The organism is Arcobacter sp. L (genome assembly GCF_000284235.1).
In the GTDB taxonomy this organism is placed as follows: Bacteria; Campylobacterota; Campylobacteria; order Campylobacterales; family Arcobacteraceae; genus Aliarcobacter; species Aliarcobacter defluvii.
On the sequence record NC_017192.1, the window covers coordinates 291,974 to 316,612 of the forward strand.

General features: G+C 26.3%; 25 protein-coding genes. 21 read left to right on the top strand and 4 right to left on the bottom strand.

Annotation, left to right across the window (positions count from 1 at the left end):
• Positions 1 to 6 precede the first annotated feature (6 nt).
• Complete coding sequence (gene tkt, locus ABLL_RS01570; protein WP_014473020.1) at positions 7 to 1,923, top strand: transketolase; 1,917 nt, start codon at positions 7 to 9, stop codon at positions 1,921 to 1,923.
• 19 nt (positions 1,924 to 1,942) lie between these two features.
• Here tkt and ABLL_RS14595 read toward each other — a convergent pair whose 3' ends face one another.
• On the bottom strand, positions 1,943 to 2,431 hold the full coding sequence (locus ABLL_RS14595; protein ID WP_014473021.1) for a DUF4405 domain-containing protein: 489 nt from the start codon (positions 2,429 to 2,431) through the stop codon (positions 1,943 to 1,945).
• Positions 2,432 to 2,519: 88 nt separating this feature from the next.
• Between ABLL_RS14595 and ABLL_RS01580 the strand changes: the two genes are divergently transcribed.
• From ABLL_RS01580 to ABLL_RS01630, 11 genes are all read left to right on the top strand, one after another.
• Positions 2,520 to 3,371: an NAD(P)-dependent oxidoreductase gene (locus tag ABLL_RS01580; protein ID WP_014473022.1), complete on the top strand. Its 852-nt coding sequence runs from the start codon at positions 2,520 to 2,522 to the stop codon at positions 3,369 to 3,371.
• A gap of 11 nt (positions 3,372 to 3,382) precedes the next feature.
• Complete coding sequence (locus ABLL_RS01585) at positions 3,383 to 3,775, top strand: tautomerase (protein WP_014473023.1); 393 nt, start codon at positions 3,383 to 3,385, stop codon at positions 3,773 to 3,775.
• Between the two features lie 23 nt (positions 3,776 to 3,798).
• Positions 3,799 to 4,152, top strand: coding sequence for a CidA/LrgA family protein (locus tag ABLL_RS01590; protein ID WP_014473024.1), 354 nt, complete (start codon positions 3,799 to 3,801; stop codon positions 4,150 to 4,152).
• Positions 4,142 to 4,855, top strand: coding sequence for an LrgB family protein (locus tag ABLL_RS01595; protein ID WP_014473025.1), 714 nt, complete (start codon positions 4,142 to 4,144; stop codon positions 4,853 to 4,855). Before ABLL_RS01590 ends, ABLL_RS01595 begins: the two co-directional genes overlap by 11 nt.
• Before the next feature lie 86 nt (positions 4,856 to 4,941).
• Positions 4,942 to 5,256 carry a metalloregulator ArsR/SmtB family transcription factor gene (locus ABLL_RS01600; protein ID WP_014473026.1) on the top strand — a complete coding sequence of 105 codons (315 nt, stop codon included), beginning with the start codon at positions 4,942 to 4,944 and terminating at the stop codon, positions 5,254 to 5,256.
• Between the two features lie 2 nt (positions 5,257 to 5,258).
• On the top strand, positions 5,259 to 5,615 hold the full coding sequence (locus ABLL_RS01605) for a gamma-glutamylcyclotransferase (RefSeq protein ID WP_014473027.1): 357 nt from the start codon (positions 5,259 to 5,261) through the stop codon (positions 5,613 to 5,615).
• Positions 5,616 to 6,866: an arsenic transporter gene (locus ABLL_RS01610; protein WP_014473028.1), complete on the top strand. Its 1,251-nt coding sequence runs from the start codon at positions 5,616 to 5,618 to the stop codon at positions 6,864 to 6,866.
• Between the two features lie 11 nt (positions 6,867 to 6,877).
• A complete protein-coding gene (locus ABLL_RS01615) occupies positions 6,878 to 7,279 on the top strand; it encodes an arsenate reductase ArsC (protein ID WP_014473029.1) in 402 nt (133 codons plus the stop codon).
• Positions 7,280 to 8,242, top strand: a complete 963-nt coding sequence (locus tag ABLL_RS01620; RefSeq protein ID WP_014473030.1) for a permease — start codon at positions 7,280 to 7,282, stop codon at positions 8,240 to 8,242.
• 8 nt (positions 8,243 to 8,250) lie between these two features.
• Positions 8,251 to 8,493: a thioredoxin family protein gene (locus tag ABLL_RS01625; RefSeq protein WP_014473031.1), complete on the top strand. Its 243-nt coding sequence runs from the start codon at positions 8,251 to 8,253 to the stop codon at positions 8,491 to 8,493.
• Positions 8,494 to 8,546: 53 nt separating this feature from the next.
• Entirely contained in the window at positions 8,547 to 9,341 is a 795-nt protein-coding gene (locus ABLL_RS01630) for a sulfite exporter TauE/SafE family protein (protein ID WP_014473032.1), read from the top strand.
• Positions 9,342 to 9,384: 43 nt separating this feature from the next.
• Here ABLL_RS01630 and ABLL_RS01635 read toward each other — a convergent pair whose 3' ends face one another.
• Positions 9,385 to 10,875, bottom strand: coding sequence for a SulP family inorganic anion transporter (locus ABLL_RS01635; protein WP_014473033.1), 1,491 nt, complete (start codon positions 10,873 to 10,875; stop codon positions 9,385 to 9,387).
• A gap of 172 nt (positions 10,876 to 11,047) precedes the next feature.
• Between ABLL_RS01635 and ABLL_RS01640 the strand changes: the two genes are divergently transcribed.
• The 7 genes from ABLL_RS01640 to ABLL_RS01670 all read left to right on the top strand — a co-directional run bounded on the left by ABLL_RS01640 (position 11,048) and on the right by ABLL_RS01670 (position 18,589).
• Positions 11,048 to 11,686: a MerR family transcriptional regulator gene (locus ABLL_RS01640; protein ID WP_014473034.1), complete on the top strand. Its 639-nt coding sequence runs from the start codon at positions 11,048 to 11,050 to the stop codon at positions 11,684 to 11,686.
• Positions 11,686 to 12,039 carry a hypothetical protein gene (locus tag ABLL_RS01645; RefSeq protein ID WP_014473035.1) on the top strand — a complete coding sequence of 118 codons (354 nt, stop codon included), beginning with the start codon at positions 11,686 to 11,688 and terminating at the stop codon, positions 12,037 to 12,039. The genes ABLL_RS01640 and ABLL_RS01645 overlap by 1 nt, the downstream gene beginning before the upstream one ends.
• 12 nt (positions 12,040 to 12,051) lie before the next feature.
• Complete coding sequence (locus tag ABLL_RS01650; protein ID WP_014473036.1) at positions 12,052 to 12,702, top strand: CDP-alcohol phosphatidyltransferase family protein; 651 nt, start codon at positions 12,052 to 12,054, stop codon at positions 12,700 to 12,702.
• On the top strand, positions 12,702 to 13,634 hold the full coding sequence (locus tag ABLL_RS01655) for a phosphatidate cytidylyltransferase (RefSeq protein WP_014473037.1): 933 nt from the start codon (positions 12,702 to 12,704) through the stop codon (positions 13,632 to 13,634). The genes ABLL_RS01650 and ABLL_RS01655 overlap by 1 nt, the downstream gene beginning before the upstream one ends.
• A gap of 1 nt (position 13,635) precedes the next feature.
• Positions 13,636 to 14,262, top strand: a complete 627-nt coding sequence (locus ABLL_RS01660) for a lysophospholipid acyltransferase family protein (RefSeq protein WP_014473038.1) — start codon at positions 13,636 to 13,638, stop codon at positions 14,260 to 14,262.
• A 12-nt stretch (positions 14,263 to 14,274) separates the two neighbouring features.
• Positions 14,275 to 17,754 (top strand): acyl-[ACP]--phospholipid O-acyltransferase, encoded by a 3,480-nt coding sequence (locus ABLL_RS01665; RefSeq protein ID WP_014473039.1) that lies wholly within the window; start codon positions 14,275 to 14,277, stop codon positions 17,752 to 17,754.
• A gap of 91 nt (positions 17,755 to 17,845) precedes the next feature.
• A complete protein-coding gene (locus tag ABLL_RS01670) occupies positions 17,846 to 18,589 on the top strand; it encodes a CRISPR-associated endoribonuclease Cas6 (protein ID WP_014473040.1) in 744 nt (247 codons plus the stop codon).
• A gap of 10 nt (positions 18,590 to 18,599) precedes the next feature.
• On the opposite strand, the gene ABLL_RS01675 is transcribed toward ABLL_RS01670, so the two are convergent.
• Positions 18,600 to 21,140: an HD domain-containing protein gene (locus ABLL_RS01675; RefSeq protein ID WP_014473041.1), complete on the bottom strand. Its 2,541-nt coding sequence runs from the start codon at positions 21,138 to 21,140 to the stop codon at positions 18,600 to 18,602.
• Positions 21,137 to 21,889, bottom strand: a complete 753-nt coding sequence (locus ABLL_RS01680; protein WP_014473042.1) for a sigma 54-interacting transcriptional regulator — start codon at positions 21,887 to 21,889, stop codon at positions 21,137 to 21,139. The genes ABLL_RS01675 and ABLL_RS01680 overlap by 4 nt, the downstream gene beginning before the upstream one ends.
• 195 nt (positions 21,890 to 22,084) lie before the next feature.
• Between ABLL_RS01680 and ABLL_RS14600 the strand changes: the two genes are divergently transcribed.
• Both ABLL_RS14600 and ABLL_RS01690 read left to right on the top strand, forming a co-directional pair.
• Complete coding sequence (locus tag ABLL_RS14600) at positions 22,085 to 23,842, top strand: sensor histidine kinase (protein WP_014473043.1); 1,758 nt, start codon at positions 22,085 to 22,087, stop codon at positions 23,840 to 23,842.
• 16 nt (positions 23,843 to 23,858) lie between these two features.
• Positions 23,859 to 24,626: an ATP-binding protein gene (locus tag ABLL_RS01690; protein ID WP_014473044.1), complete on the top strand. Its 768-nt coding sequence runs from the start codon at positions 23,859 to 23,861 to the stop codon at positions 24,624 to 24,626.
• Positions 24,627 to 24,639: the final 13 nt, after the last annotated feature.

The window sequence follows — 24,639 nt, forward strand, 5'->3', positions numbered from 1 at the left end:
ATAATCATGTCAAAACAATTATTACAAAAACAAGCAGATACTATCAGATTTTTAGCAGCTGATATGGTGCAACAAGCAAACTCAGGACATCCAGGTGCACCTATGGGATTAGCTGATATTGCAACAGTATTAAGTAAACATTTAAATGTAAATCCAGCTGATGAAAAATGGCTAAATAGAGATAGATTAGTATTTAGTGGTGGTCATGCTACAGGTTTAGTATACTCTTTATTACACCTTTGGGGATTTGATGTATCAGTAAATGATATGAAAAACTTCAGACAAACTCACTCTAAAACTCCAGGACATCCAGAATATGGACATACTCATGGAATTGAAATAACAACAGGACCTTTAGGACAAGGAATTGCAAATTCAGTTGGATTTGCTATGGCTGGAAAATATGCACAAAATCTTCTTGGACGTGATGTAATTAACCATAAAGTTTATTGTTTATGTGGTGATGGAGATTTACAAGAAGGTATCTCTTATGAAGCAACTTCAACAGCAGGGCATCTAAAACTTGATAATCTTGTAATAATTTATGATTCAAACTCTATTACAATAGAAGGCGATACAAGTATAGCTTGGAGTGAAAATGTTAAAAAAAGATTCCAAGCTATTGATTTTGAAGTAATTGAAATTGATGGACATAATTTTGAGCAAATTGATAAAGCGTTAGTTACAGCTAAAGCTGCAACTCAACCTGTAATTATTATCGCAAAAACTGCAATTGCAAAAGGTGCAGTTACTATGGAAGGAAGTCATCATTCTCATGGTGCACCTTTAGGTGAAGATGAAATTGCTAAATCAAAAGAAAAAGCCGGATTTGATCCAAAAGAAAAATTCTTTGTACCAGCAGATGTGAAAGGTGCTTTTGATAAGTTAATCGTGGGTTCTACTGCACAAAATGCTTGGACTGAATCACTTTCAGCTGAAACAAAAGCGAAAATTGAAGAGTTAAAAAATCCAAATTTTGATTCTATTGTTTATCCAACTTTTGAAGTTGATTCAAGTGTTGCAACAAGAGATTCAAATCACAAAATCTTAAATGCAATAGCACTTGCAATTCCAGGATTTTTAGGTGGAAGTGCTGACTTAGCTCCATCAAATAAAACTGAATTAAAAGATATGGGTGATTTCCCAAATGGAAGAAATATTCATTTTGGTATCAAAGAACATGCAATGGCAGCAATTACAAACGCGATGAATTTATACGGATTATTTAGAGTTTATTCTGCAACATTCTTTGTATTTAGTGATTATTTAAAACCAAGTGCAAGAATAGCAGCACTTGCAGGAATCCCTCAACACTTTATTTGGACACATGACTCTATTGGTGTTGGAGAAGATGGACCAACACACCAACCAATTGAGCATTTATCTCAATTTAGAGCATTACCAAACTTTTATACATTTAGACCTGCAGATGCAAGTGAAAATGTTGAAGCTTGGAAAGTAGCACTTAAAATGAAAGCACCAACTGCTTTTGTTTGCTCAAGACAAGGTTTAAAAGTATTAAAAGATGAAAGAGCTTATGGAAATGTTTCAAATGGAGCTTATTTATTAAAACAAAGAGAAAATGCAAATATCACTATCATGGCAAGTGGAAGTGAATTAATGCTTGCTCTTCAAACAGCTTGTTCTTTAGAAGAAGAAGGAATTATTGCAAACGTAGTTTCTGTTCCTTGTTTTGATTTATTAATGGAACAAAGTAAAGAGTATGTAGAAAAAATCATTGACCCAAAAACTAAAGTATATGCAGTAGAAGCAGCGCGTGGTTTAGAATACTACAAGTATGCTGATGTTGTATTTGGTATGGAAACATTTGGAGCATCTGGACCTGCAAATGATTTATTCAAAGAATTTGGATTTACAATTGATACTTTAAAGGCTAAAATTGTTGCAGATTTTAAAAAATAGATAAGAGTTTTTCTCTTATCTATTTATCTTGAGATAAAATATTTATAATCTCAAAAGGTGAAGTTTTATTTATTGAAGCAAGTTCTTTTAAAGAGTTTGCTTTTTCTAGTTTTATTCCTGCTTTTTCAAGTTTCTCTTTAGCATTTTCAATATTTTTACTAAAAATTAGAAATGAAGTTTCAATGGGTGCTTCTAATGTTTTATTTATCAATATTGCTTTTGGATTTTCACCTGTTTTTGCATTTAAAATAAATGTTAAAGCCACGATAGAAATTATTATTCCAGCACTTAAAAAAACTTTTTTGCTAAAATAACTTTTCATTGCTTTCCAATTAAAAAAAACATGAAAGAAGATTACTAAAACAAAAACTAAACCTAATATTTCATGCATTTCTTTTGTATAATTATCCAAAATGTGAAAATACATTAAAACACCAGTTATTCCCATAACTAAAAATAAAAATGTTGTAAAAGATGTTGCAATATCTCTTTTTAAAAATTTATTCATTTTTTCCCCTTTTAAAAAGGTAATTATACAAAAGTAATTTTAATGAATTTTTAATATAATCATATATAAAGATAAGAGGGAGATATAAATGAAAATAGGATTTATTGGACTTGGAAATTTAGGTCAAGCAATTTGTAAAAGATTAAGTGATGTTGGTGAGACATTAATTGTTTATAATAGAAATAAAGAAAAAATAGAAAATTTACCTTATGAAAAAGTTGATACACCAAGAGAACTACTTTTAAAGAGTGATGTGATTTTTATGTGTTTATTTGATAGTGATGCAGTAAGTCATATTTTGTCAAGAGAAAATGGGCTTTTATGTGATGAAATAAAAGGAAAAACAATTATAGATTTGACAACAAATGATTATAAAGATGTTTTAGAATTTCATGACGCAATTAATAGTATGGGTGGAAATTATTTAGAAAATCCAGTTTTTGGTTCCGTTGCACCTGCACTTAAAGGTGAATTAACTGTTGTTAGTTCTGGAAAAGAAGAAATATTTAAAAATGTTAAACCAATTTTAGAAAAGATTGCAAAAGAGATTTTTTATCTTCCTGTACCTTCAAGTGCTACAAAAATGAAACTTATAAATAACCTTTGTTTAGGTTCATTTATGGTCACAATTGCGGAATGTACAGCAATGGCTGAAAGTTGTGATATAAATAAATCTAAAGCTTTAGAAATACTTGGAGTTGGTGGTGGTCAATCACTTGTACTTAAAGCTAAAACACAAAAATTGATAGATGAAGATTTTTCTGCACATTTTTCAAATAATGCAATAAATAAAGATTTACATTTATTACAAAATTTAGCTTATGAATTAAAAAAGCCACTTTTTAGTGCAGCAATTCCAAAAGAGTTATTCTCTAAAATGAAAATGTTAGGAAAAGGTGACGAAGATTTTTCTTCAATTTATCAATTATTTAAAAACTAAAAGGATAAAAAATGCCTCATTTACAGTTTGAATTGAATAAAAAAGTATCAAATGAAACTAAAGAAGAGTTTGTAAAAGAGATAAGAAATAGTTTTGCTCAAATCATGGATACAAAAACAGATCATATTGCTATTAGTTTAAGAGAGTATGATAAATATAGTTTAACTATTGGAAGAGCAAATGTTACTGATGATATTTGTTTGATGAATCTTGATATAAGAGAAGGCAGAACAATTGAAAAAAGAAGAGAATTAGCTTTAAAATTTATGGATGTAATTAAAGATAACTTTGGAATAAATCCAAAAAATCAGTATATAACATTTACTGAACATAAAGGTGAAGATTTTCATTTAATTGAAAAATATTTAGCCACATGGCAAAGTGGAGAAGATCCACTTAATTAAAAGATAAATTTAAGGAAATAGATTTGTTAAAAGGTATTATAGTTTTATTAGTATTTCAATTTTTAGGGGAGTGTATAGCTAAATTCTTTGAGTTATTAGTTCCTGGACCTGTAATTGGAATGGTTTTATTGTTATTTTTTTTATTGATTAGAAAAGGAAGTTTTATAAGTCTTGATAATGCAGTTGCACTTCATTTAAGATATCTTCCATTACTTTTTATTCCAGCAGCAATGGGAATAATTACTCAAATAGATATTATTACAAAAGAGTTTTGGGCTATATTTATAGCTCTATTTTTTGGAACTTTAATAGCTTTAGTTTTTGCAGCTAAATTTATGGATTTTCTAACTTCAAGGGTGAATAAAAATGAATTATGAAGCATTGACAAACTATATTAGTTCTACACCACTTACTTGGCTAATTATCACATTAGCAGCATTTAAATTAGGAATAATAATTTATGAAAAGTTTAATAAACATACTTTATTACAACCAATTATTATAGCTTATGTGATTATTTTATCTTTGATTGTTTATACAAATACATCATTTGAAAAGTATTTTAAAAGTGTTGAAATAATTCATTTTTTCTTAGGCCCTGCAACAGTTGCACTTGCTCTTCCACTTTATAAAAATTTGAAATATATAAAATCACTTTTTTTACCAATAGTTTTAACTCTATTTATAGCTGGTGTTTTTTCAATAGTGATTGCAATTAGTTTACTTTATATTTTTGGAGCACATCTTCCAACTATTTTATCAATGACTACAAAATCTATAACTGCTCCAATAGCAATTATAACTTCAGAACAAATTGGAGCTATTCCTTCACTTGCTGTTGGTTTTGTTTTAATTACAGGAATTGTTGGAGCTTTATTTGGAACAATAGTGTTTAAAATTTTTAAAGTAAAATATGAAACTTCAAAAGGTTTTGCTCTTGGACTTGTATCACATGGAATTGGAACTGCAAGGGCAATAGAAATAAGTGAAAAAGCAGCAGCTTTTGCAGCACTTGCAATGGGTTTAAGTGGAATATTTACTGCAATTTTTCTTCCAATGGTAATTACTTTTTTTAAGTAATTACTATTTTTATAATTAATATATCAAGATATGTTGATATATTAATATTTTTATGTTAAACTTTCAAAAATCATCAAGGAGCAAGTATGGATATATTTTTAAAAACAGTTAGTGCTTTAAATGATGAGACAAGAGTAAAGATAATTAAGTTCATAAATATTTATGGAAAATGTTGTGTTTGTGATTTGGAAAACTCATTTGAAATGATTCAATCAAGACTTTCACGTCATCTAAAGATTTTAAAAGAAGCTGGATTTTTAAAACTAGAACGTGATGGAAGATGGGCTTATTATAGTATTCGTTCACCTTTAGATGAGTTTAGACAAAGTTGTATAAAAGAGATAATGACACTTCAAATAGAGTTGCCAACTCTAAAAAAAGTTTGTGAGATTAAGGAATAAAATTGAAAGAGACACTTTTTGTATATGGAACACTAATGCCAAATTGTCCAAATGCTTATGTATTAGAAAATATAGTTGGGAAATTTGTTCCTGCAACTGTAAATGGAAAATTAATAGATGCTGGTTGGAGTGCAAGTATGGGTTATCCTGGGATTAGGCTTGATGCTGGAAAGGATACTATTCATGGATTTTTATTTTATTCAGATAACCTTATAAATCATTGGGATAGTTTAGATGAGTTTGAAGGTGCCGAGTTTGAAAGAACAGCTGTAACAGTAGAAAGATTTGATGAAATTGAAGTTGATTCTTATATTTATACTTTAAAATCAGAGATTTTAGAAATGCATGAAGAAAAATAGATGTTAATTGCAAGTTTAATTTTTTTGATTACTTTGATATTTGTAATTTGGCAACCACGAGGTTTACAAATTGGAACAACTGCAATTTTAGGTGCAATTGTTGCTTTGATTTTTCAAGTTGTAAATTTTGATGATGTACTTGCTGTAACAAATATAGTTTGGGATGCAACTTTAGCATTTATTGGAATCATAATCTTATCTATGATTTTAGACGAAATAGGATTTTTTGAGTGGGCTGCACTTAAAATGGCAAAGTTTTCAAATGGAAATGGAATATTGATGTTTATCTATTCTATTTTACTTGGGGCTTTTGTTTCTGCACTTTTTGCAAATGATGGAGCAGCGTTAATTTTAACTCCAATTTTGTTAGCAAAAATGAGAATACTAAAACTAAATACAAAAACAATAGTTGCTTTTTTACTTGCAGGTGGATTTATAAGTGATAGTGCTTCTTTACCATTCGTATTTTCAAATCTAACAAATATAGTAACAGCGAACTATTTTAGTATTGGATTTGTGGAATACTTTTTTAATATGATAATTCCATTTATTGTAAGTGTAATCACTTCAATAGTTTTTTTATGGTTACTTTTACGAAAAGATATTCCCAAAACTGTGGATATAACTTTGTTAAAAGAGCCAAAAAGTGTAATCAAAAATATGAAACTTTTTTATTTTTCTTGGTTCTTTTTAGGTTTTTTATTATGTGCATATTTTTTAGGAGATGCTTACGATTTACCTATTTCTATTTTTGCTTTAGGTGGAGCAGTTATATTTTTAATAATTGCAACTATTTCAAAAACTGTAAAAGCAAAACATATTATAAAAGAAGCACCATGGCAAGTTGTATGGTTTAGTATTGGACTTTATATTGTTGTTTATGGTTTAAAAAATGCAGGATTGACAGATGAATTAAGTCAAATTTTACAATATCTTGCAACAAAAGGTGATATGGTTGCTGTTGTTGGAACAGGATTTATAGCTGCATTTTTAAGTGCAATTATGAATAATATGCCAACAGTAATGATTATGGATATAGCTTTAACTGATATTTCAAATCAAGCATTGATTTATGCAAATGTTATTGGGTGTAACCTTGGACCAAAAATGACTCCATTTGGTAGTTTAGCTACTCTTCTTTGGCTTCATGTTTTAGCAAAAAAAGGTGTAAAAATTAGCTTTTGGGAATATAGTAAATTTGGACTTATTATAACTCCTCCAGTTTTATTAATAGTTTTATTATCAATTTAAAAGGAAAAATAATGAATAAAAAAGTTTTAATTTTATGTACAGGAAATTCTTGTCGAAGTATTATAGCTGAAGCTTTGATTAATGCTAAATTAGATGGAATTAGTGCAGATAGTAGTGGAGTAAAAGCAAGTGGAAAAGTAAATCCAAATGCAAAAAAACTTCTTGAAGAAAAAGGAATTTGGAAAGAAGAATATCATTCTAAAACAATTGACAAAGTAATAGATAATGAGTATGATTTAGTAGTAACAGTTTGTGACCATGCAAATGAAACTTGTCCAATGTTTCCAAAAGCTATAAAAGTTATTCATGTGGGATTTGAAGATCCAGATGGAAAAGGTTTTGAGGCTTTTGAAGAAACATATAAAGAGATAGAAGAAAAACTTCTTCCAAAAATTGTTGAGGTATTAAAATAGATGTTTGATTGGCTTGTAAATTTAACTTCAATATTTGTATTTGATATTTTAGGATTGATTAAAGGTAGTCATTTAGGTGATGCGTTGCATTTTTTTATTTATGATACGATTAAAATATTTATCCTATTAATTACTATTATTTATATAGTTACATTTTTAAGAAGTTATTTCCCAATAGAAAAAGCAAGAGATTACATAAGTGGTAAACACAAAATAGTTGGTCATGTAATGGCTGCTATTTTTGGAGTTATAACACCATTTTGTTCATGTAGTGCAATTCCGCTTTTTTTAGGTTTTTTACAAGCTAGAATTCCTTTAGGAGTAACCTTTTCATATTTGATTTCTGCACCACTAAGTGATGCAGTTGTAATTGCTATGTTGTTTTCACTTTTTGGTTGGAAAATTGCTTTATTATATGTGGGAATAGGTTTATTAATAGCTATTATTGCAGGACTTGTTATTGGAAGTATGAATTTAGAAAAAGAAGTTTTAATAGAAGTAAAACCTGTAAATAGTTGTTGCAATGGTTCAAATAGTGATGAAACTTTATTTAATCAAAGATTAAAAGAGTCTTGGGATAATACAGCAGATATTTTTAAGAAGATTTATCTTTATGTGATAATTGGAGTTGGAATAGGTGCATTTATTCATGGATATATTCCAACAGAAATTATAAGTAAATATGCAGGTGGAGATGTTTGGTATGCTCCAATAGTTGCAGTTATTATGGGAATACCAATGTATTCAAACGCAGCAGGAATTTTACCACTAGTTGAAGTTTTAACACAAAAAGGAATGCTTTTAGGAACAGCACTATCATTTATGATGGCAGTTGTTGCTCTTAGTTTGCCAGAAGCTATGATTTTAAAAAGAGTATTAAGTTTAAAACTTATTTCAATATTCTTTGGAATAGTTGGTGTTTCTATTTTAATGACAGGTTATTTATTTAATACTATTTTATAGGAGAAAAAATGAAGATAGAAGTTTTAGGAACTGGATGTTCAAAATGTAAAGCTTTAGAAGAAGCTGTAAAACAAGCAGTTGCAAAAATTGGTGGTTTCCATGAAGTTAAAAAAGTTGAAGATATTGTAGAAATAATGAATTATGGAGTGATGAGTACACCAGCTTTAGTTGTTGATGGAATAGTAAAAAGTACTGGAAAACAGTTAAATGTTGATGAAATAGTAAATTTACTTACAGAAAAAAATAACTAAAATCTTTCAAAGGAATAATAACTGTATATACAAATCCATTATTGGAGGGATTTATGTACAAAAATAAAAATTTCTTTTCCTTTTTGACAGGTGGAAGTGTAGCAACGTTAGGTGGATTAATTGGGTTAGGTGGTGCTGAATTTAGACTTCCTATTTTGGTTAAGTTTTTTGGTTTTGCAACTTTAAGTGCAATAATCATAAATAAAATAGTTTCTTTAGCTGTAGTGATTTTTTCACTTTTTTTTAGAAGTCACACTATAGGTTTTGAAGAGATTATCCCTTATTCTTCCATCATAATAAATATTTTAATTGGTAGTCTGGTTGGTGCATATATAGGCGCTAATTATGCTATGAATCTAAGAGAAGTCATCTTAAATAAAATTATATTTGTATTATTAATAATCCTAGCCTTAAGTATGTTAATAGGACATAATTATTTGAGTTATGGAGAAGCTCTTTTTTCAAACAAAATAATTCTTTTTATAGTTGGTGTAATATCTGGTGTGTTAATAGGTGTTATTTCAGCAATTTTAGGAGTAGCTGGTGGAGAGTTTATAATTCCAACTCTAATTTTACTCTTTGGGTTAGAGCCAAAACTAGCTGGGAGTATCTCTTTATGTATAAGTTTACCAACTATGCTTATGGCATTTTTTAGGTATTCAAAAAGTCAACAATTTAAACAAATACTAAAAGAAAAAACATTTATAGTATATATGATTATTGGGTCATTTATTGGTTCTTTTATTGGAGCAATGTTATTGGATTATGTGAATTCAGAATATATAGCTATGATATTAGGAATTATTTTGCTTATTTCAGCTTGGAAAGTTTTTAAAATAAATGATTAATTTTAGAACTTTTTAGTCCAAAATAGAGAAGTTTTTCTCTATTTTAGTGACCACCCATAACTTTTTCTATTTCTTCAGGTTTATCATGAATTCCAAATCTATCTATGATAGTTTTACTTGCTTCATTTTGTCCTATAACTTCAACTTCTTTACCTTCTTTTCGCAGTTTAATTACTGATTTGTCTAAAGCATAAACAGCTGAAATATCCCAAAAGTGAGCTTTTGAAACATCAATGATAACTTTTTTAATATCTTCTTTGAAATCAATCATTTCATAAAACTTATCAGCACTATTAAAAAATACCTGCCCTACAAATTTATAAGTTTTTATTGTTTTATTTTCATTATATGAAGTTTCATTGTACATAAAGTGTGAAATTTTATTTGCAAAAAATAAAGAAGCAAGTAAAACTCCTGTGATTACTCCCATCGCAAGATTGTGTGTATAAACTGTAACAAAAACTGTTGATAACATTACAAGATTTGTTGAAATTGGAAGTGTTTTTAACTCTTTTACTGAAGACCAATTAAATGTACTAATAGAAACCATTATCATAACAGCAACAAGTGCAGCCATAGGAATAATAGAAATTATATCACTTAAAAATACAACCATTATCAAAAGTAAAAAACCGGCAATAAAAGTAGATAATCTTCCTCGACCTCCTGATTTGAAGTTGATAATAGATTGTCCAATCATAGCACAACCTGCCATTCCACCAATACAACCTGTTGCTATATTTGCGATTCCTTGACCTCTGGCTTCTGTTTGTTTATTACTTTTAGTATCTGTTAAATCATCAATAATGGTTGCCGTCATAAATGACTCTAAAAGTCCAACAATTGCTAAAGCAAAAGAGTATGGAAAAATGATTTGTAAAGTTTCAAAATTTAGAGGAATTTCTGGAAATAAAAATATTGGTAAAGTGTTTGGTAATTCTCCCATATCTCCAACATTTCTCACATCCCAACCAATAAAATATACAAATATAGTAAGAACTACAATTGTTATAAGAGGTGAGGGTAAAAGTTTTCCTATTTTTGGAACATAAGGAAATAGATATATGATACCAAGACCAACGGCAGTTAAAGCATAAACATGCCATGTTACATTAGTTAGTTCAGGTAGTTGAGCCAAAAAGATTAAAATTGCAAGTGCATTTACAAATCCAACAACAACAGCACGTGCAACAAAACTCATAAGTTTATGAATACCAATATATGATAAAAATATTTGAATGGCACCAGTTAAAAGTGTAGCAGCTAGAAGATATTGTAATCCATGTTCTTTTACTAAAGTTACCATCACAAGAGCCATAGCACCAGTAGCTGCACTAATCATTGCAGGTCGTCCTCCCACAAATGCAATTACAACTGCCATAGAAAATGAAGCATAAAGTCCAACTTTTGGGTCAACTCCTGCAATAATAGAAAAAGCAATTGCTTCAGGGATAAGTGCAAGTGCAACTACAAGACCTGATAAAAAATCAGCTCTAATATTTGAAAACCACTCTTTTTTCATGGTTTGGTACATATAATTCCTTAATAATGATTATTTTTTATTTTGATAGATAATCAGATTTTATCTAATAAGTGGTTAATAGTTGATAAATAAAAAGTAAAGAGTTAAACTCTTGACTTTTTAAATTAATTTTTATAAACTTTCAAAAGTAAAGAGTTTAACTTTATACTTTAAAGGAAAAATTATGAAAATAATAGAGAATAAAAACTATTATAAAATGTCAGAATTGGTTGATTTAACAGCTTTAAGTAATCATACAATTTCATTTTATGATAAAAAAGGTTTATTACCAAATACTTTAAGCACATCAAAAAATATGAAATATTATCCTGAAATCACAATCACTGTTTTAAATTTGATTAAATATTTCAAAGATAATCTAAATTTTTCAATTGATTATATAAAAGAACTTTTTGATTATTACAAAATAAATTTTGATGACAGATCAGATTTAATTTTACAATCTATACAGATGCTTAGTAGTGAGATTAAAAATCCAATTTTAAAAAAAGATTTAATAAATCAAAATATAGATGAAGCTATAAAACTTGATTTATTAGATGATAAAGAAGTATATTTTAAAACAGAAATAGAAGTTTTAAACACTTTCAATGAGTTAAGAAAATATGACATCTCAACGGAACTTATAAGTGAATATGTAAATACAAGTAAAAAACTTGCATTACTTGAAAAAGAGTTAACAAGTAAAGTTTTAGAAAAAAATGGATATTTACCTGAGGTTTTAGTTCTTGATATACTTAATTCATTTAAACCTTATATTTTCAATCGACATACTATTATTGAATTTAAAAAGGCTAGATAATGAAAAAAGAGAAATATATATCAGCAATTTTTGCTTTTATTTTATGGGGAACTTGGTCGTATTTTATAAATATAAAAGATGAAAATAGATTTGTTTCATCTTTTTTTCAAGGAATAGCTAGTTTTTTAATAACAATTTTTATGGTTCATTTAATAGTTTTTTTTAACAGATTATTTATAAATAGTTCAGCTTATGTTGTTGCAATATTAACTGTAATGATTACTTCAAGTATAGTTTTTATAGGACATTTATTGATAAATACACAAAATATTTTTTATACTATTGCACCAACAGTTATAGTTTCCTTACTATTTTCTGTTTTTATGGCAAAAAAAGTATCAAAAATAAATTAAGAAAGGGAAAATATGGAAAATAATAACAGAAGACCACTAAAAGTTAGAGGAAGTGTTTGGAGTCAAAAGTTCGCAAGTTATTTAAGCAAAAAGGATATTACTCCAAATCAAATATCAATAGGTAGTATTGTAGCTTCTTTTATAGCTTCAATTTTTATATTGTTTATCTCAAATGATAATTTTTTTACTATTTGGATTTCTCCAATATTAGCTGCATTATTTATACAAATGCGGTTATTATGTAATTTATTTGATGGAATGGTTGCACTTGAAGGTGGTAAGAGTACAAAATCAGGAGAATTATTTAATGATATTCCAGATAGAGTTTCTGATAGTTTACTTTTTATAGCTTTAGGATATTCAATAACAAATATTTCTTTTGGAATAGAACTTGGATATTTAGCAGCACTTTTTGCAGCTTTAACAGCTTATGTAAGAGTTTTAGGTACAAGTATGCAAGCTGGAAGTTGCTTTAAAGGACCAATGGCAAAACAACATAGAATGGCTATTTTGACAACAGCTTTAATATTAACTCCATTTGAATTTTCATATTTTAATTCAGATTATATTTTGACAATTACTTTATTTGTAATAACAATTGGTTCATTTTTAACAATAGTTAATAGAACAAAGACTATTTATAACACTTTAGAAGGAAAATAATGTTTGATATTGCACAAAATTCATTGTATGCAATGGCTTTTACCATTGTTGTTTTAGTTATATCAACTTTGATATATCAATACAAAAAAGTTAAAAATCCAAATAAGGATTTTAATGAATTAGGATTAAGAATAAAATCTTGGTGGTGGATGATTGCTATTGTTTTTTTAGCATTAAGTATTAGTCTAAAATCTGCTTTAATATTTTTTGCTTTTTTATCATTTCTAGCTCTAAAAGAGTTTTTATCAATTGTTTCTGTTAGATATGTAGATAGAAGAGCAATCTTCTGGGCTTATTTATCTATTCCTTTGCAATATTATTGGATTAGTATTGGTTGGTATGGAATGTTTATAATTTTCATTCCTGTTTATCTGTTTTTATTTATACCTATAAGATTGGTTTTAATTGGAGAAACAAATGGTTTTATAAAATCAGCAAGTATAATCCAATGGGCAACAATGTTAACAGTTTTTAGTATAAGTCATATTGCTTATCTTATGGCATTGCCAGTTCACAATAGTTTAGCTGGAAATATTGGTCCAGTTTTATTTTTATTGATAATGACACAGTTTAATGATGTATCACAATATGTTTTTGGAAAATTATTTGGAAAACATAAGATTATTCCAAAAGTTAGTCCAAATAAAACATGGGAAGGATTTTTAGGAGGAGTTTTTAGTGTTACATTAATTTCTGGAATAATTGCACCTTATTTAACACCTTTAGATATGTATTATGGATTTATTGCAGGATTTATTATCTCTTGTATCGGATTTTTTGGAGATGTTGTAATCTCAAGTGTAAAAAGAGATATCGGAATAAAAGATACAGGTACATTTATCCCTGGTCATGGTGGGATCTTAGATAGAATTGATAGTTTAATGTATACAGCACCAGCATTTTTCCATTTCTTATATTATGTGAGTTATTAATATGAAAAGAGTTATTAAAATTTTATTTTTTGCTTTTATAGTAAAACCTATTGTATTTGTTATTTTAGGATTAAATATTAGAGGAAGAGAAAATCTACCTTTAAAGGGTGGAGCTGTTATTGCTCCTAATCATAATAGTCATTTAGATACTTTAGTAATTATGAGTCTATATCCTTTGTCTATGATAGATAAAATTCGTCCAGTTGCAGCAGCAGATTATTTTATGAGAAATAAATTTATATCTTGGATTTCAACTTATTGTATAGGAATAATTCCTTTAGATAGAACGGGTGCGAGTTCTCAAGAAGAGTTATTTAAAAAGCCACATGAAGCTTTAGATAATGGAGATATTTTAATATTATTTCCAGAAGGAAGTAGGGGAAAACCAGAACAAATGACAAGATTAAAAAAAGGGTTATATTATTTATTAAAAGATAAAAAAGATATACCTATTACTCCTATAGCAATGCAAGGTTTAGGTAATTCTTTACCAAAAGGAGAAGCTTTATTTGTTCCTTTTAATTGTCAAGTATTTATAGGTGAGCAAATCAATATTCCAGAAAATTCTCAAATATTAAATGAAAATTTAAAAGAATTTTTTGAAACAAATTTAAATCAATTTAATTAAATAGGATAACTAATGACAAAAATAAATAATCTTTTATCAATAAAAATTGCATTTTTATTTGTGGTTTTTTGTAATGCTGTCGTTGATGTTGCTCATAAAGTATTACTACAAAATATTGCTTTCAAAGTTTTTGATGGAACAACACAAGTAATTTGGATTTCAGTAATCAATGCAATGATTATAATCCCATTTTTACTTCTATTTACTCTAAGTGGATATTTATCTGATAAATATAATAAAAAAAATATTATGGTTTATGGTGCGGCATCATCTTTTTTATTATCAGTTTTGATGATAATTTCATATATGAGTGAAAATTTTTATTTTGCAATGTTCTCTTTAGTTTTATTGGCTGTTCAAAGTGCTATTTATTCTCCAGCTAAATTTGGTCTTATTCTTGATATCTATGGTAAAAAAAATCTTTCACGTGGAAATGCTGCTTTACAAGCAATTTCAATAATTGCTATATTATTTTCAATTGGTGTTGCATCTTTTGTTTTTGAAAATTTTTACAATGTAAATAATCTTCAAAATTTAACTTCAAAAGAAGAACTATTAACTGCAATTTTGCCATTGACTTATTATATATTACCAGTTGCTTTTTTAGAAATGGTAGTTTCATTTTTATTTTTAAGAAGAATAAATACAGTTTATGTAAAAGATGAAAATTTGACTTTAGACAAAGATGAATTTTTTAAAGGTAAGTTATTAGTTAAAAATATAAGAACAATTTTTTCACATGATGTGATTTTTTTATCAGTTATTGGATTGTCTGTATTTTGGGGAGTTTCTCAAGCTACAATGGCTGTTTTTCCATCTTTTGTAAAACAATATTTAAATATTACAGATGTATTTTTAATAAATGGAGTTATAGCAGCTTCAGGAATTGGAATAGCTATAGGTTCAGTATTATATTCAAGAATATCAAAACACTATATTGAAGTAGGAACTATTCCTTTAGCATCTTTTGGTATGGCTTTTTCTTTATATGTTTCAACAGTTGTTCAAACTCCGTTTTTATTGGCAATTTCATTTTTGATGTTTGGAGTTTTTGGTGGAATGTTTGTTGTTCCATTAAATGCTTTAATTCAATTTAATGCAAAGAAAAAGGTTTTAGGAACAATATTAGCAGGGAATAATTGGTTTCATTCATTGTCTATGTTTTTAATGCTTTGTATGACAACAATCGTATCTTATTTTGATTTAGATCCATTAAAAACTATATATTTAATATTACTAATAATTGTAATAGGAACAGCATATACAATTTATAAATTACCTCAATCTTTGATTTTACTATTCTTAAAAAGTATTGTGGGATTAAAATATAAATTAGAAGTTGATGGAATAAAAAATATACCTTCATCAGGAGGAGTTTTACTTTTAGGAAATCATATTTCTTGGCTTGATTGGGCAATAATTTTAATGGCAGTTCCAAGAGAAGTTAAGTTTGTTATGGATAAAACAATTTATAGCAAATGGTATATAACTTGGATACTAAAAATGTTTAAAGCAATTCCTATATCAAATGCTTCAAGTAAATCAACTATTCAACTTATTGCAAATGAGTTGGACAATGGTAGTGTTGTTGTACTTTTCCCTGAAGGAAGTATTACAAGAAACGGACATTTAGGGGAGTTTAAAAAAGGTTTTGAAAAAGTATTAGAATTAACACAAACAGAGATAAAAGTTATTCCTTTTTATATTAGAGGACTTTGGGAATCTATGTTTAGTAGAGCTAATAAAAAGTTCAAAAAATCAAAGAAAACTAATAGTGTTACGGTATCTTTTGCAAGAAGTATGACGAAAGAAAGAGCAAATATTGTTAGTGTAAAAAAAGAGGTTTTTGAATTATCTTCAAAATCTTGGAAAGAGCATATAAGAAATCTAAAACCTTTAAATGAAACTATATTTGATAGATTAAAAGAAGTTTCTTCAGAGATTGTTTTTGCTGATTCAACAGGTTTAGAGATGACAGGAAGTAAGTTTTTAACTGCATCAATACTTTTTAAAGATTTATTGAAAAAAGAGATAAAAGGTCAAAATATAGGTCTGTTAGTTCCCTCAACTGCCAGCGGTGCATTTATAAATTACACAGTATTAATGATGGGAAAAACAGCAATAAATCTAAACTATACAAGTGAGATAAACTCTTTAAAATCTTCTATTGAATTAGCAGAAATAAAAACAATAATAGCTTCAAAAAAATTTGTTGAAAAACTTGAATCAAAAGGTATAAATATAAAAGAGATTTTAGAATTGGTTGAGGTAATTTATTTAGAGGAATTAAAAACTAAGATTTCTAAAAATAAAGGCTTATTTACATATTTAAGTGTTAAATTTTTACCTGCTTGTATTTTAAAATCGATACATTTAACAAAAACAAATAAAGATGACACGGTAATGATATTGTTCTCTTCTGGAAGTGAAGGAAAACCAAAAGGTGTAGAACTAAGTGGTGATAATATTTTAGGAAATGCACAACAAATTGCAAATATTATAAATGTAAGTAATGAAGATACAATAGTTGGTTCTTTACCTTTATTTCATGCTTTTGGAATAGTAGTTACAACATATTTACCATTAATTGAAGGTATAAAATGTGTTGCTCATCCAGACCCAACAGATGGACTGGGAATTGCAAAATTAGTTAGTTCGTATAAAGCAACAATTATGTGTGGAACGTCAACTTTCTTTAGATTATATGCAAAAAATCAAAAAATTCATCCTTTGATGTTTGAGAGTTTACGACTAGTTGTTGCAGGTGCTGAAAAATTAAGAGAAGATGTAAAGTTTGAGTTCAAAAAAAGATTTGGAAAAGATATTCTTGAAGGTTTTGGTGCAACTGAAACTTCACCAGTTGCAAGTTGTAATCTTCCTGATGTTTTAGCTTCTGATTTTACTGTTCAAGTTGGACAAAAAACTGGAACAGTTGGTATGGCAATTCCTGGAACTACAATAAAAGTTGTAAATCCAGAAACATATAAAGAATTAGAACCAAATGAAGAAGGAATGATTTTAATCTCAGGTATTCAAGTAATGAAGGGATACTTAAAAAATGAAGAAAAAACAAAAGAAGTTTTAAAAACTATAAAAGGAAAAACTTATTATATAACTGGAGATAAGGGGAAAATAGATGAAGATGGTTTTTTAACTATAGTTGATAGATATTCAAGATTTGCAAAACTTGGTGGAGAAATGATAAGTCTTGGTGCAGTTGAAGAGAAAATATCAAAATTATTAGATTTAAAAGATGATAGTTTAGTAGATTTTATTGTTACAAGTATTGAAGATGAAAAAAAAGGTGAAAAAATAGTATTGTTAATCTCCCATGTAAGTGAAGATTATGTTTTAACATTAAAAGATAAAATATTAAAGAATTTTGAAAATAAATTAATGATTCCTACTGATATAAAAATTGTTGATGAGATACCAAAACTTGGTAGTGGGAAGAAAGATTTTAATGCTTGTAAGTTAAAAGCAAAAGAGTGATGATTTTCAATTTCTAAAAAAGAGTCATTTGTGAGTCATTTGTTTGTTACAATTTTTTATTAACAGAAGAGATTGAAACAAAGAGTTTTAAATGAAAATATTTGAACTAAAATGCGAAGCATACTTAAAAAATTTTATTGAATTAAAAGAGAGCTTTGATGTATTGTCAAAATATATAAATTTTACGATATATCAAAGTAAAAGATTAGATCTTGAGAATAAAGATAAATCAATAAATAACTATTGTTTTAGTAATTTTTATCCAACAGAAAGTGATAGAATTTATAAAAAAGACAAAATATATAAATTTGTAATTAGAAGTATTGATAGAGAATTGATTAATGAATTAGAGATTTTACTTTGTAAAAATACAAATAATATCTTTCTTAAAGTTTTAAATGTACAAAAAAAAGTAATTGATCAATTTTTTATTCATGAATTATATAGTGCAACACCAGTTATCGTTTCTGATAAAAGAGATGAAAAGGGAAAACAACTTTTCTGGTCTTTACATTATAATGGAGATATATTGTCTTTACAAAAAAGACTTCATAATAATTTGGAAAAAAAATTAAAACAGTTTTATCAAGAAGATGTGAGTGAATCAACAAGTTTTATTCAAGAGATTGAATTAAAAAATCAAAAACCTCAATCTATTTATTTTAAAACTACAAAAGATAAAAAAGAGAAGATTGTAAGATTAATTGGTAATAAATTAAGAATTGTACCAAATAAAGATGTAATATCTCAAAAATTAGCTTTTTTATCTTTAGCAGTTGGTTTAGGTGAAAAAAGTAGTTTAGGTGGTGGATTTTGTTTGAGTAGAGGAATTTAATAAAACAGAATTATTCTGTTTTATCGCCTTTACATATTAAATCTATAATTTCATCTTGATTTGAACAGAAATTCCCATTTTTTTCAATTAAAATTAAATCTTTTGCATAACCTTTTAGAGTATGAAGTTTAGCACTTTCAATTTCAACATTAAAATCATCAAAGATTTTAGCTATATATGCAAATAAACCTTTTTGGTCTTTTGCAACTATATGCATAGATGCTAGATAAATAGTATGATTACAATCTATTTTTACATTTTCTTTTTTTATAATTGGAGTAATTAAATTTGTTGTTTTATTCATATCAAAAGAGTCTTTGATAATCTCTTCAATAAAATAAATGTCTTCATTATCAACTTTTTCAGAAAAAGAGATCTCAAAAGCTTTTTTATTATCATAAAGTTTAAAAATATTCATAGATGCAATATTTAAAAACTCTAATTTACCTAGTAAATATCCAAGATTAAGTGGAGATTTTCTGATAATTCTAATAGTAAGTTGTGCCTCATTTGTTATTTTATAAATATAGCTATCTACATCTTTTGCTTTTATTGCAATATCTAAAATATCTTCAGCTTTTAATCTTAAGAAGATTTGATTTGAAGCTATGTACATTATTTTCTTTTGTAAAATAGTTGGAAGTTCTTTATATCTTGGCAAATTTTTTATTGCATTTTGTTTTACGATTCTTCTTTTACTTTCATTTAAAAATTCTTCATCTTCAAATGCTGGTAATGATTGATAATATAACTGTTTTAATAAAGATGCTGTTGAACTATTGAAAATATTTTTCCCAACAGCTGAAATATCACAATAAGTAATTACGTACAACATTTTTAATGCATCTTTTGTTTTAATCAATCCAGTAAAGTTTAAAATAGTTTTTTCAGAATATATATCTTCATGAGTTGCCATATAAGACATCATATTATGATATCTAACTAATCTTGAACCTAATTTTATAAATTCATCATCAAAATCAAAAGATTTCATCATACTTTTAAATAATTTTTCTCCAACAATATGATGATCTTCTTTTCTTCCCTTTCCAATGTCATGTAAGAAAGCAACCAATCTTACTATTATTTTTTGTTCATTTGTAAGTTCATCAAATATAGATTTAATAAAATCGTTTTCTATATATTGAGCAAATTTTAGAGTTTTAATAGAATGAATATCAACAGGATGCGCATGATAACCGTCAAATTGTGGTAAATCAATCATAGTTTTTGTACTAGGTAGAACAGCTCTGAATAATCCAGCATTATAAATAAGTTTTATTATAGGGTATAAATTTGTTTTACATAAAAGAGCTTTAACAGTTTTTTTTAACTCTTTTGTTTGAACCTTTGGAAGTTTCGCTTTACTTAAATAGTAAATATATGACCTATCAAATTTTTCTACATTTGCTGGTAATTCAATAAGTTCTTTAAGCATATAATTTAAAGATTGAGATTTTGCACTAAATGAACAATAAAGTTCATTGTCAATTATATAAAGATTTTTTTTATATCTTTGAGTTTTTAGTTTTGCTATATTTGATGCTTCAAAAAAAGCAACTCTTGTAAATTTTTTTACCATTGTTGCTGTGAAACTATGAATTATATGTAAACAAGAGATGATTTTTGACATACAAAGTCTATCTTTTGTATATCTTGATGTATTTTTAAATCCGAGTTTAGAACTTAAATCAGGTAATATATCAAAAGTTACTTGGTCTAATTTTTTTCTAGCAATATTATGTAAAGCATTTCTAACTTGAAAAATAAATTCTAAAGCTTGTCTATATTTTTTATATTCATCTTCTGTGAATTGAGTTCCGATCAAATCTTTTGTATTAGTAACTCCATATAAAATATTAGCCATCCAATACATCATATTTGCTTCTCTTATTCCACCATATCCATCTTTGATATTTGGTTCCATCTTTAGTGGATATTTTAGCAATCTTTGTTTATGTTCTTCAAGTTTGTCTAAAATGAACTCTTTTTGATTTGTTTTTCTAATGATTTTTAGAACATTTTCATAACTAAACCATAAAATCTTTGAACCATAAATCATCCTTGATTCTAAAATAGAACTTTTTATTGTTATATCTTCTTTTACTGCTTCTTTTATCTCTTTTAATTCATGAACTCTTGAACCGAGTTTTAATCCGCAATCCCAAGCTAAAGTTATAAATTCTTCCATAATATCTTTAAGATTATAGCCTTTGATATTTTCATATAAAATCATAATATCAATATCAGAGTAAATACATAATTGTTCTCTTCCATAAGAACCAAGGGCAATTAAAGAAATTGGAATTGATGTACTCATTGGTTGATGAGAACCAAAGTTTTTTCTTAAGATATATTTGTATAAAAGGATTAAAAATTTATCTGTATGTTTTGTGTGTTTTATGAAAAAATCTTTTCCACCCGTTGTTTCAACTGTTGTATCAATTGATTCTAAATAGTTTTTATAATATGTCTTAAAAACTTTTGAGATTTGAAAATCTGTAGCATTATTTGAAATTAACTCTTCAATTTGTAAATTAAGCTCTGTCATAATAAATCTTTATAAATTTCCAATTTTTTTCTTAAAGTAATTCTATTTAATCCCAAGTGTTTTGCCACTTGAACTTGTGATTTATATTTTTTTGTTGCAGCTTTAAGTAAAGGAACTTCAAAAATATATGATAAATCTTTATAAGAATTTTCTCCGTATAGATTTTCACTTATATATTTTTCTAAAAACATTAAAATCTCATGCTCACCAATTGTTTCAAAAAGATATGAAAAATAGATAGATTTTCTTAAACTATGAGTATTGTTTGAAATATTAATAATAAGTTTAGATTGTGGAATTAAAGGCATATCTAAAATAGAACTTGCCTCTTGTGAGAATTTATTTACTAAAGCTTTTGTATCTTCTTCTCTTTTTGCTAAAATAGGAATTTCTAAGTTAATCGAAAAAATATCTTTTAATTTTTGATTTAAATTCTCAGTTGGCGATATAGCAATAATTCTAATTGCATTTTCTTCAATCCATTTTAAAAATAAATCAATATTTGTAATTTCATTTATTTTATCTATAATTATTGCATCATTTTGCAAAGTTAAAACATCATCTGCAATATCTTTTTGTAAATTTTTTGCTTCATAAACTTCTGATTGGGGTAAAATATATTTAGCTAAAGATTTTTTTCCTACACCACTTTCTCCTAAGATTAAAGCATTTACTTCTACTGCTTGTAAAAGTTTTGCTGAATTTAAAATCTCTTTGGAAATACTATCTTTTGCTATATATTCTTGCATATTATATTACCTCTTTTAACTCTAAAAATTTGTAGATGATTTACCATTTATAAAATATTATACTGTATAAAAATGAAAAAAAAGTAAAAAAATGTATAAAAAATAAACAATTGTAATGATAATTTAAACAAATTATTATTTAATAAAGAATATGTAATACTCTAAATAATATAATAATAAATAAAAAGGTTCTATTTGAAGAAGAAAAGTAAATATATTTTAATAAATTTTTTTGTATTGATTTTTCTTTGTTTTATTACAGCTTTTGGTGGAATAGAATTTATACTTAAAAAAGAAAAAGAACTCTTAGAAGAAAAATATAATAGTTTAACAACTAATATAAAAGATAAAATTAATTCTTTAATTCTTTCAAAAAAGAATGCAACTTTAGCTATAACTCTTACTTTATCTGAAAATGAAAATATTAAAAAAATTATTCTAAATAAAAAAGAAACTAATTTTTATGATTTAAATAATTTAAGTAAAAAATTAAAAGATTATACAGATTTTAAAAATGTTTGGTTTCAAATTATCAATAAAGATGGAATTTCTGTTTATAGAAGTTGGACAGAAAATAAGAATGATGAAATAAAATTATATAGATTAGATTTGCAAAAAATATTGGAAGAACCAAAAATAAAAAATACAATAAGTGTTGGAATTTATGATATGACATTTAAATCAATTGTTCCTATTTATAAAAATAACGATTTTATTGGAACATTAGAAGGAATAACACATTTTAATTCTATAACAAAAGATTTAAAGGATATTGATAAAGTAGAACCAATAATTTTAGTTGATAAACTTTTTACAGAACAATTAAAACAAAATAGTTTTAGTAAAATATTTTTTAAAGATTATTATATTCCAAATGTTGATGTTTCAAAAGAATTACTAACTTATTTGGAAAATGAAGATATAAAAAAATTTTTGGAAATAAATAATTATGTAATAAAAGATGGAAAAATAATTACAACTTTCAAAATTTATCAAGACGATATAAAATTAGCAGATATTTTAATATTTAAAGATTTGAATTTAATTGATATATCAGAAATAACAAAATTTAAACAACATGCTTTTTTATATTTGATTTTATTTTTGATTCTTCTATGTTTGACAGTTTTGATTATAAGTTATTATATTTATTCTAAAAGGTTAAAAGAGTTAAATGAATATTTACAACAAACAGTTAACAATGAAATAATAAAAAATGATGAAAAAAACAAACTTTTATTTCAACAAAATAAAATGGCAGCAATGGGTGAAATGATAGAAAATATTGCCCATCAATGGAGACAACCTCTTTCTATTATAACAACTTCTGCTTCTTCAATAAAGCTAAAAAAAGAGTATGGAATTTTAGAAGAAAAAGAGTGTGAAGAATCTCTTAATTATATAATTGATACAGCAAATTATTTATCAAATACAATAGATGATTTCAGATATTATTTTTCACCTGAAAGAAGTGAGAATTTATTTAAAAGTAAAGATTTGATAGATAAAGCACTAAATATTGTAAAAATTTCATTTAATACTAATGAAATAAAGATTATAAAAGAGATAGAAGATTGTGAAGTTTTAACTTTTGAAAATGAGTTATTACAAGTGATAATAAATATATTAAACAATGCAGAAGATGAATTAATAAAAAAAGATAAGAATTTTGAGAAATATATATTTATAAAATTATTTAAAGAAAAGAATAATTTGAAAATTTCTATAAAAGATAATGCAAATGGAATAAATGAAGAGATAATAGATAGAATTTTTGAACCATATTTTACAACAAAACATAAAAGTAAAGGTACTGGAATAGGACTTTATATGTGTGAAGAAATAATCAAAAAGCATATGAAGGGGACTATTAGTGTTTCAAATGAAAGATATATTTATAATAACAAAGAGTATATTGGTGCAATGTTTGAAATAAATATTCCTCTATCATAATTTAAAGGAGATACAAATGAAATGGAAAAAGAATTATGCAGCAATATATAGAGCTAAAAAAGAGTTATTAAAACCTGTAAAACATCTTGATAAAATAAAATTAGATGAGTTAGTGGGAATAGATACTCAAAAAGATGCAATTATTGAAAATACAAAAAGATTCCTAAAAGGATTGCCCTCAAATAATGTTTTACTTTGGGGAGCAAGAGGAACAGGAAAATCATCATTAATTAAAGCAATTTTAAACAAGTTTAAAAAAGATGGATTACGACTTATTGAAATTGATAGAGATGATTTGGATGACTTGATTGAAATATCAGATTTGATAAGAGAAAAACCATATAAATTTATAATTTTTTGTGATGATTTATCTTTTGAAGAGGGCGAAAAAGGATATAAAGGTTTAAAAAGAATTTTAGAAGGTTCTATTGAAGCTCCAGCTTCAAACATAAAAATATATGCAACATCAAATAGAAGACATTTAATAACAGAATATCAAAAAGATAATGAAGGTACAAAAATTGGAAATAATGGTGAAATTCATTATTCAGATAGTGTTGAAGAAAAAATTTCATTAAGTGATAGATTTGGATTATGGTTATCTTTTTATCATGGAACGCAAGATGATTATTTAAAAGTTGTAGATTTTTATTTTAAAGATTGTGAGATAGATAAAGAAGAACTATATAAAGAAGCATTAAGATTTGCTCAATTAAGAGCAAGTAAAAGTGCAAGAACTGCAAAACAGTTTTATAACACTTATTTTAATAAAGAGATGAAATAATTTTAAAGTTAAG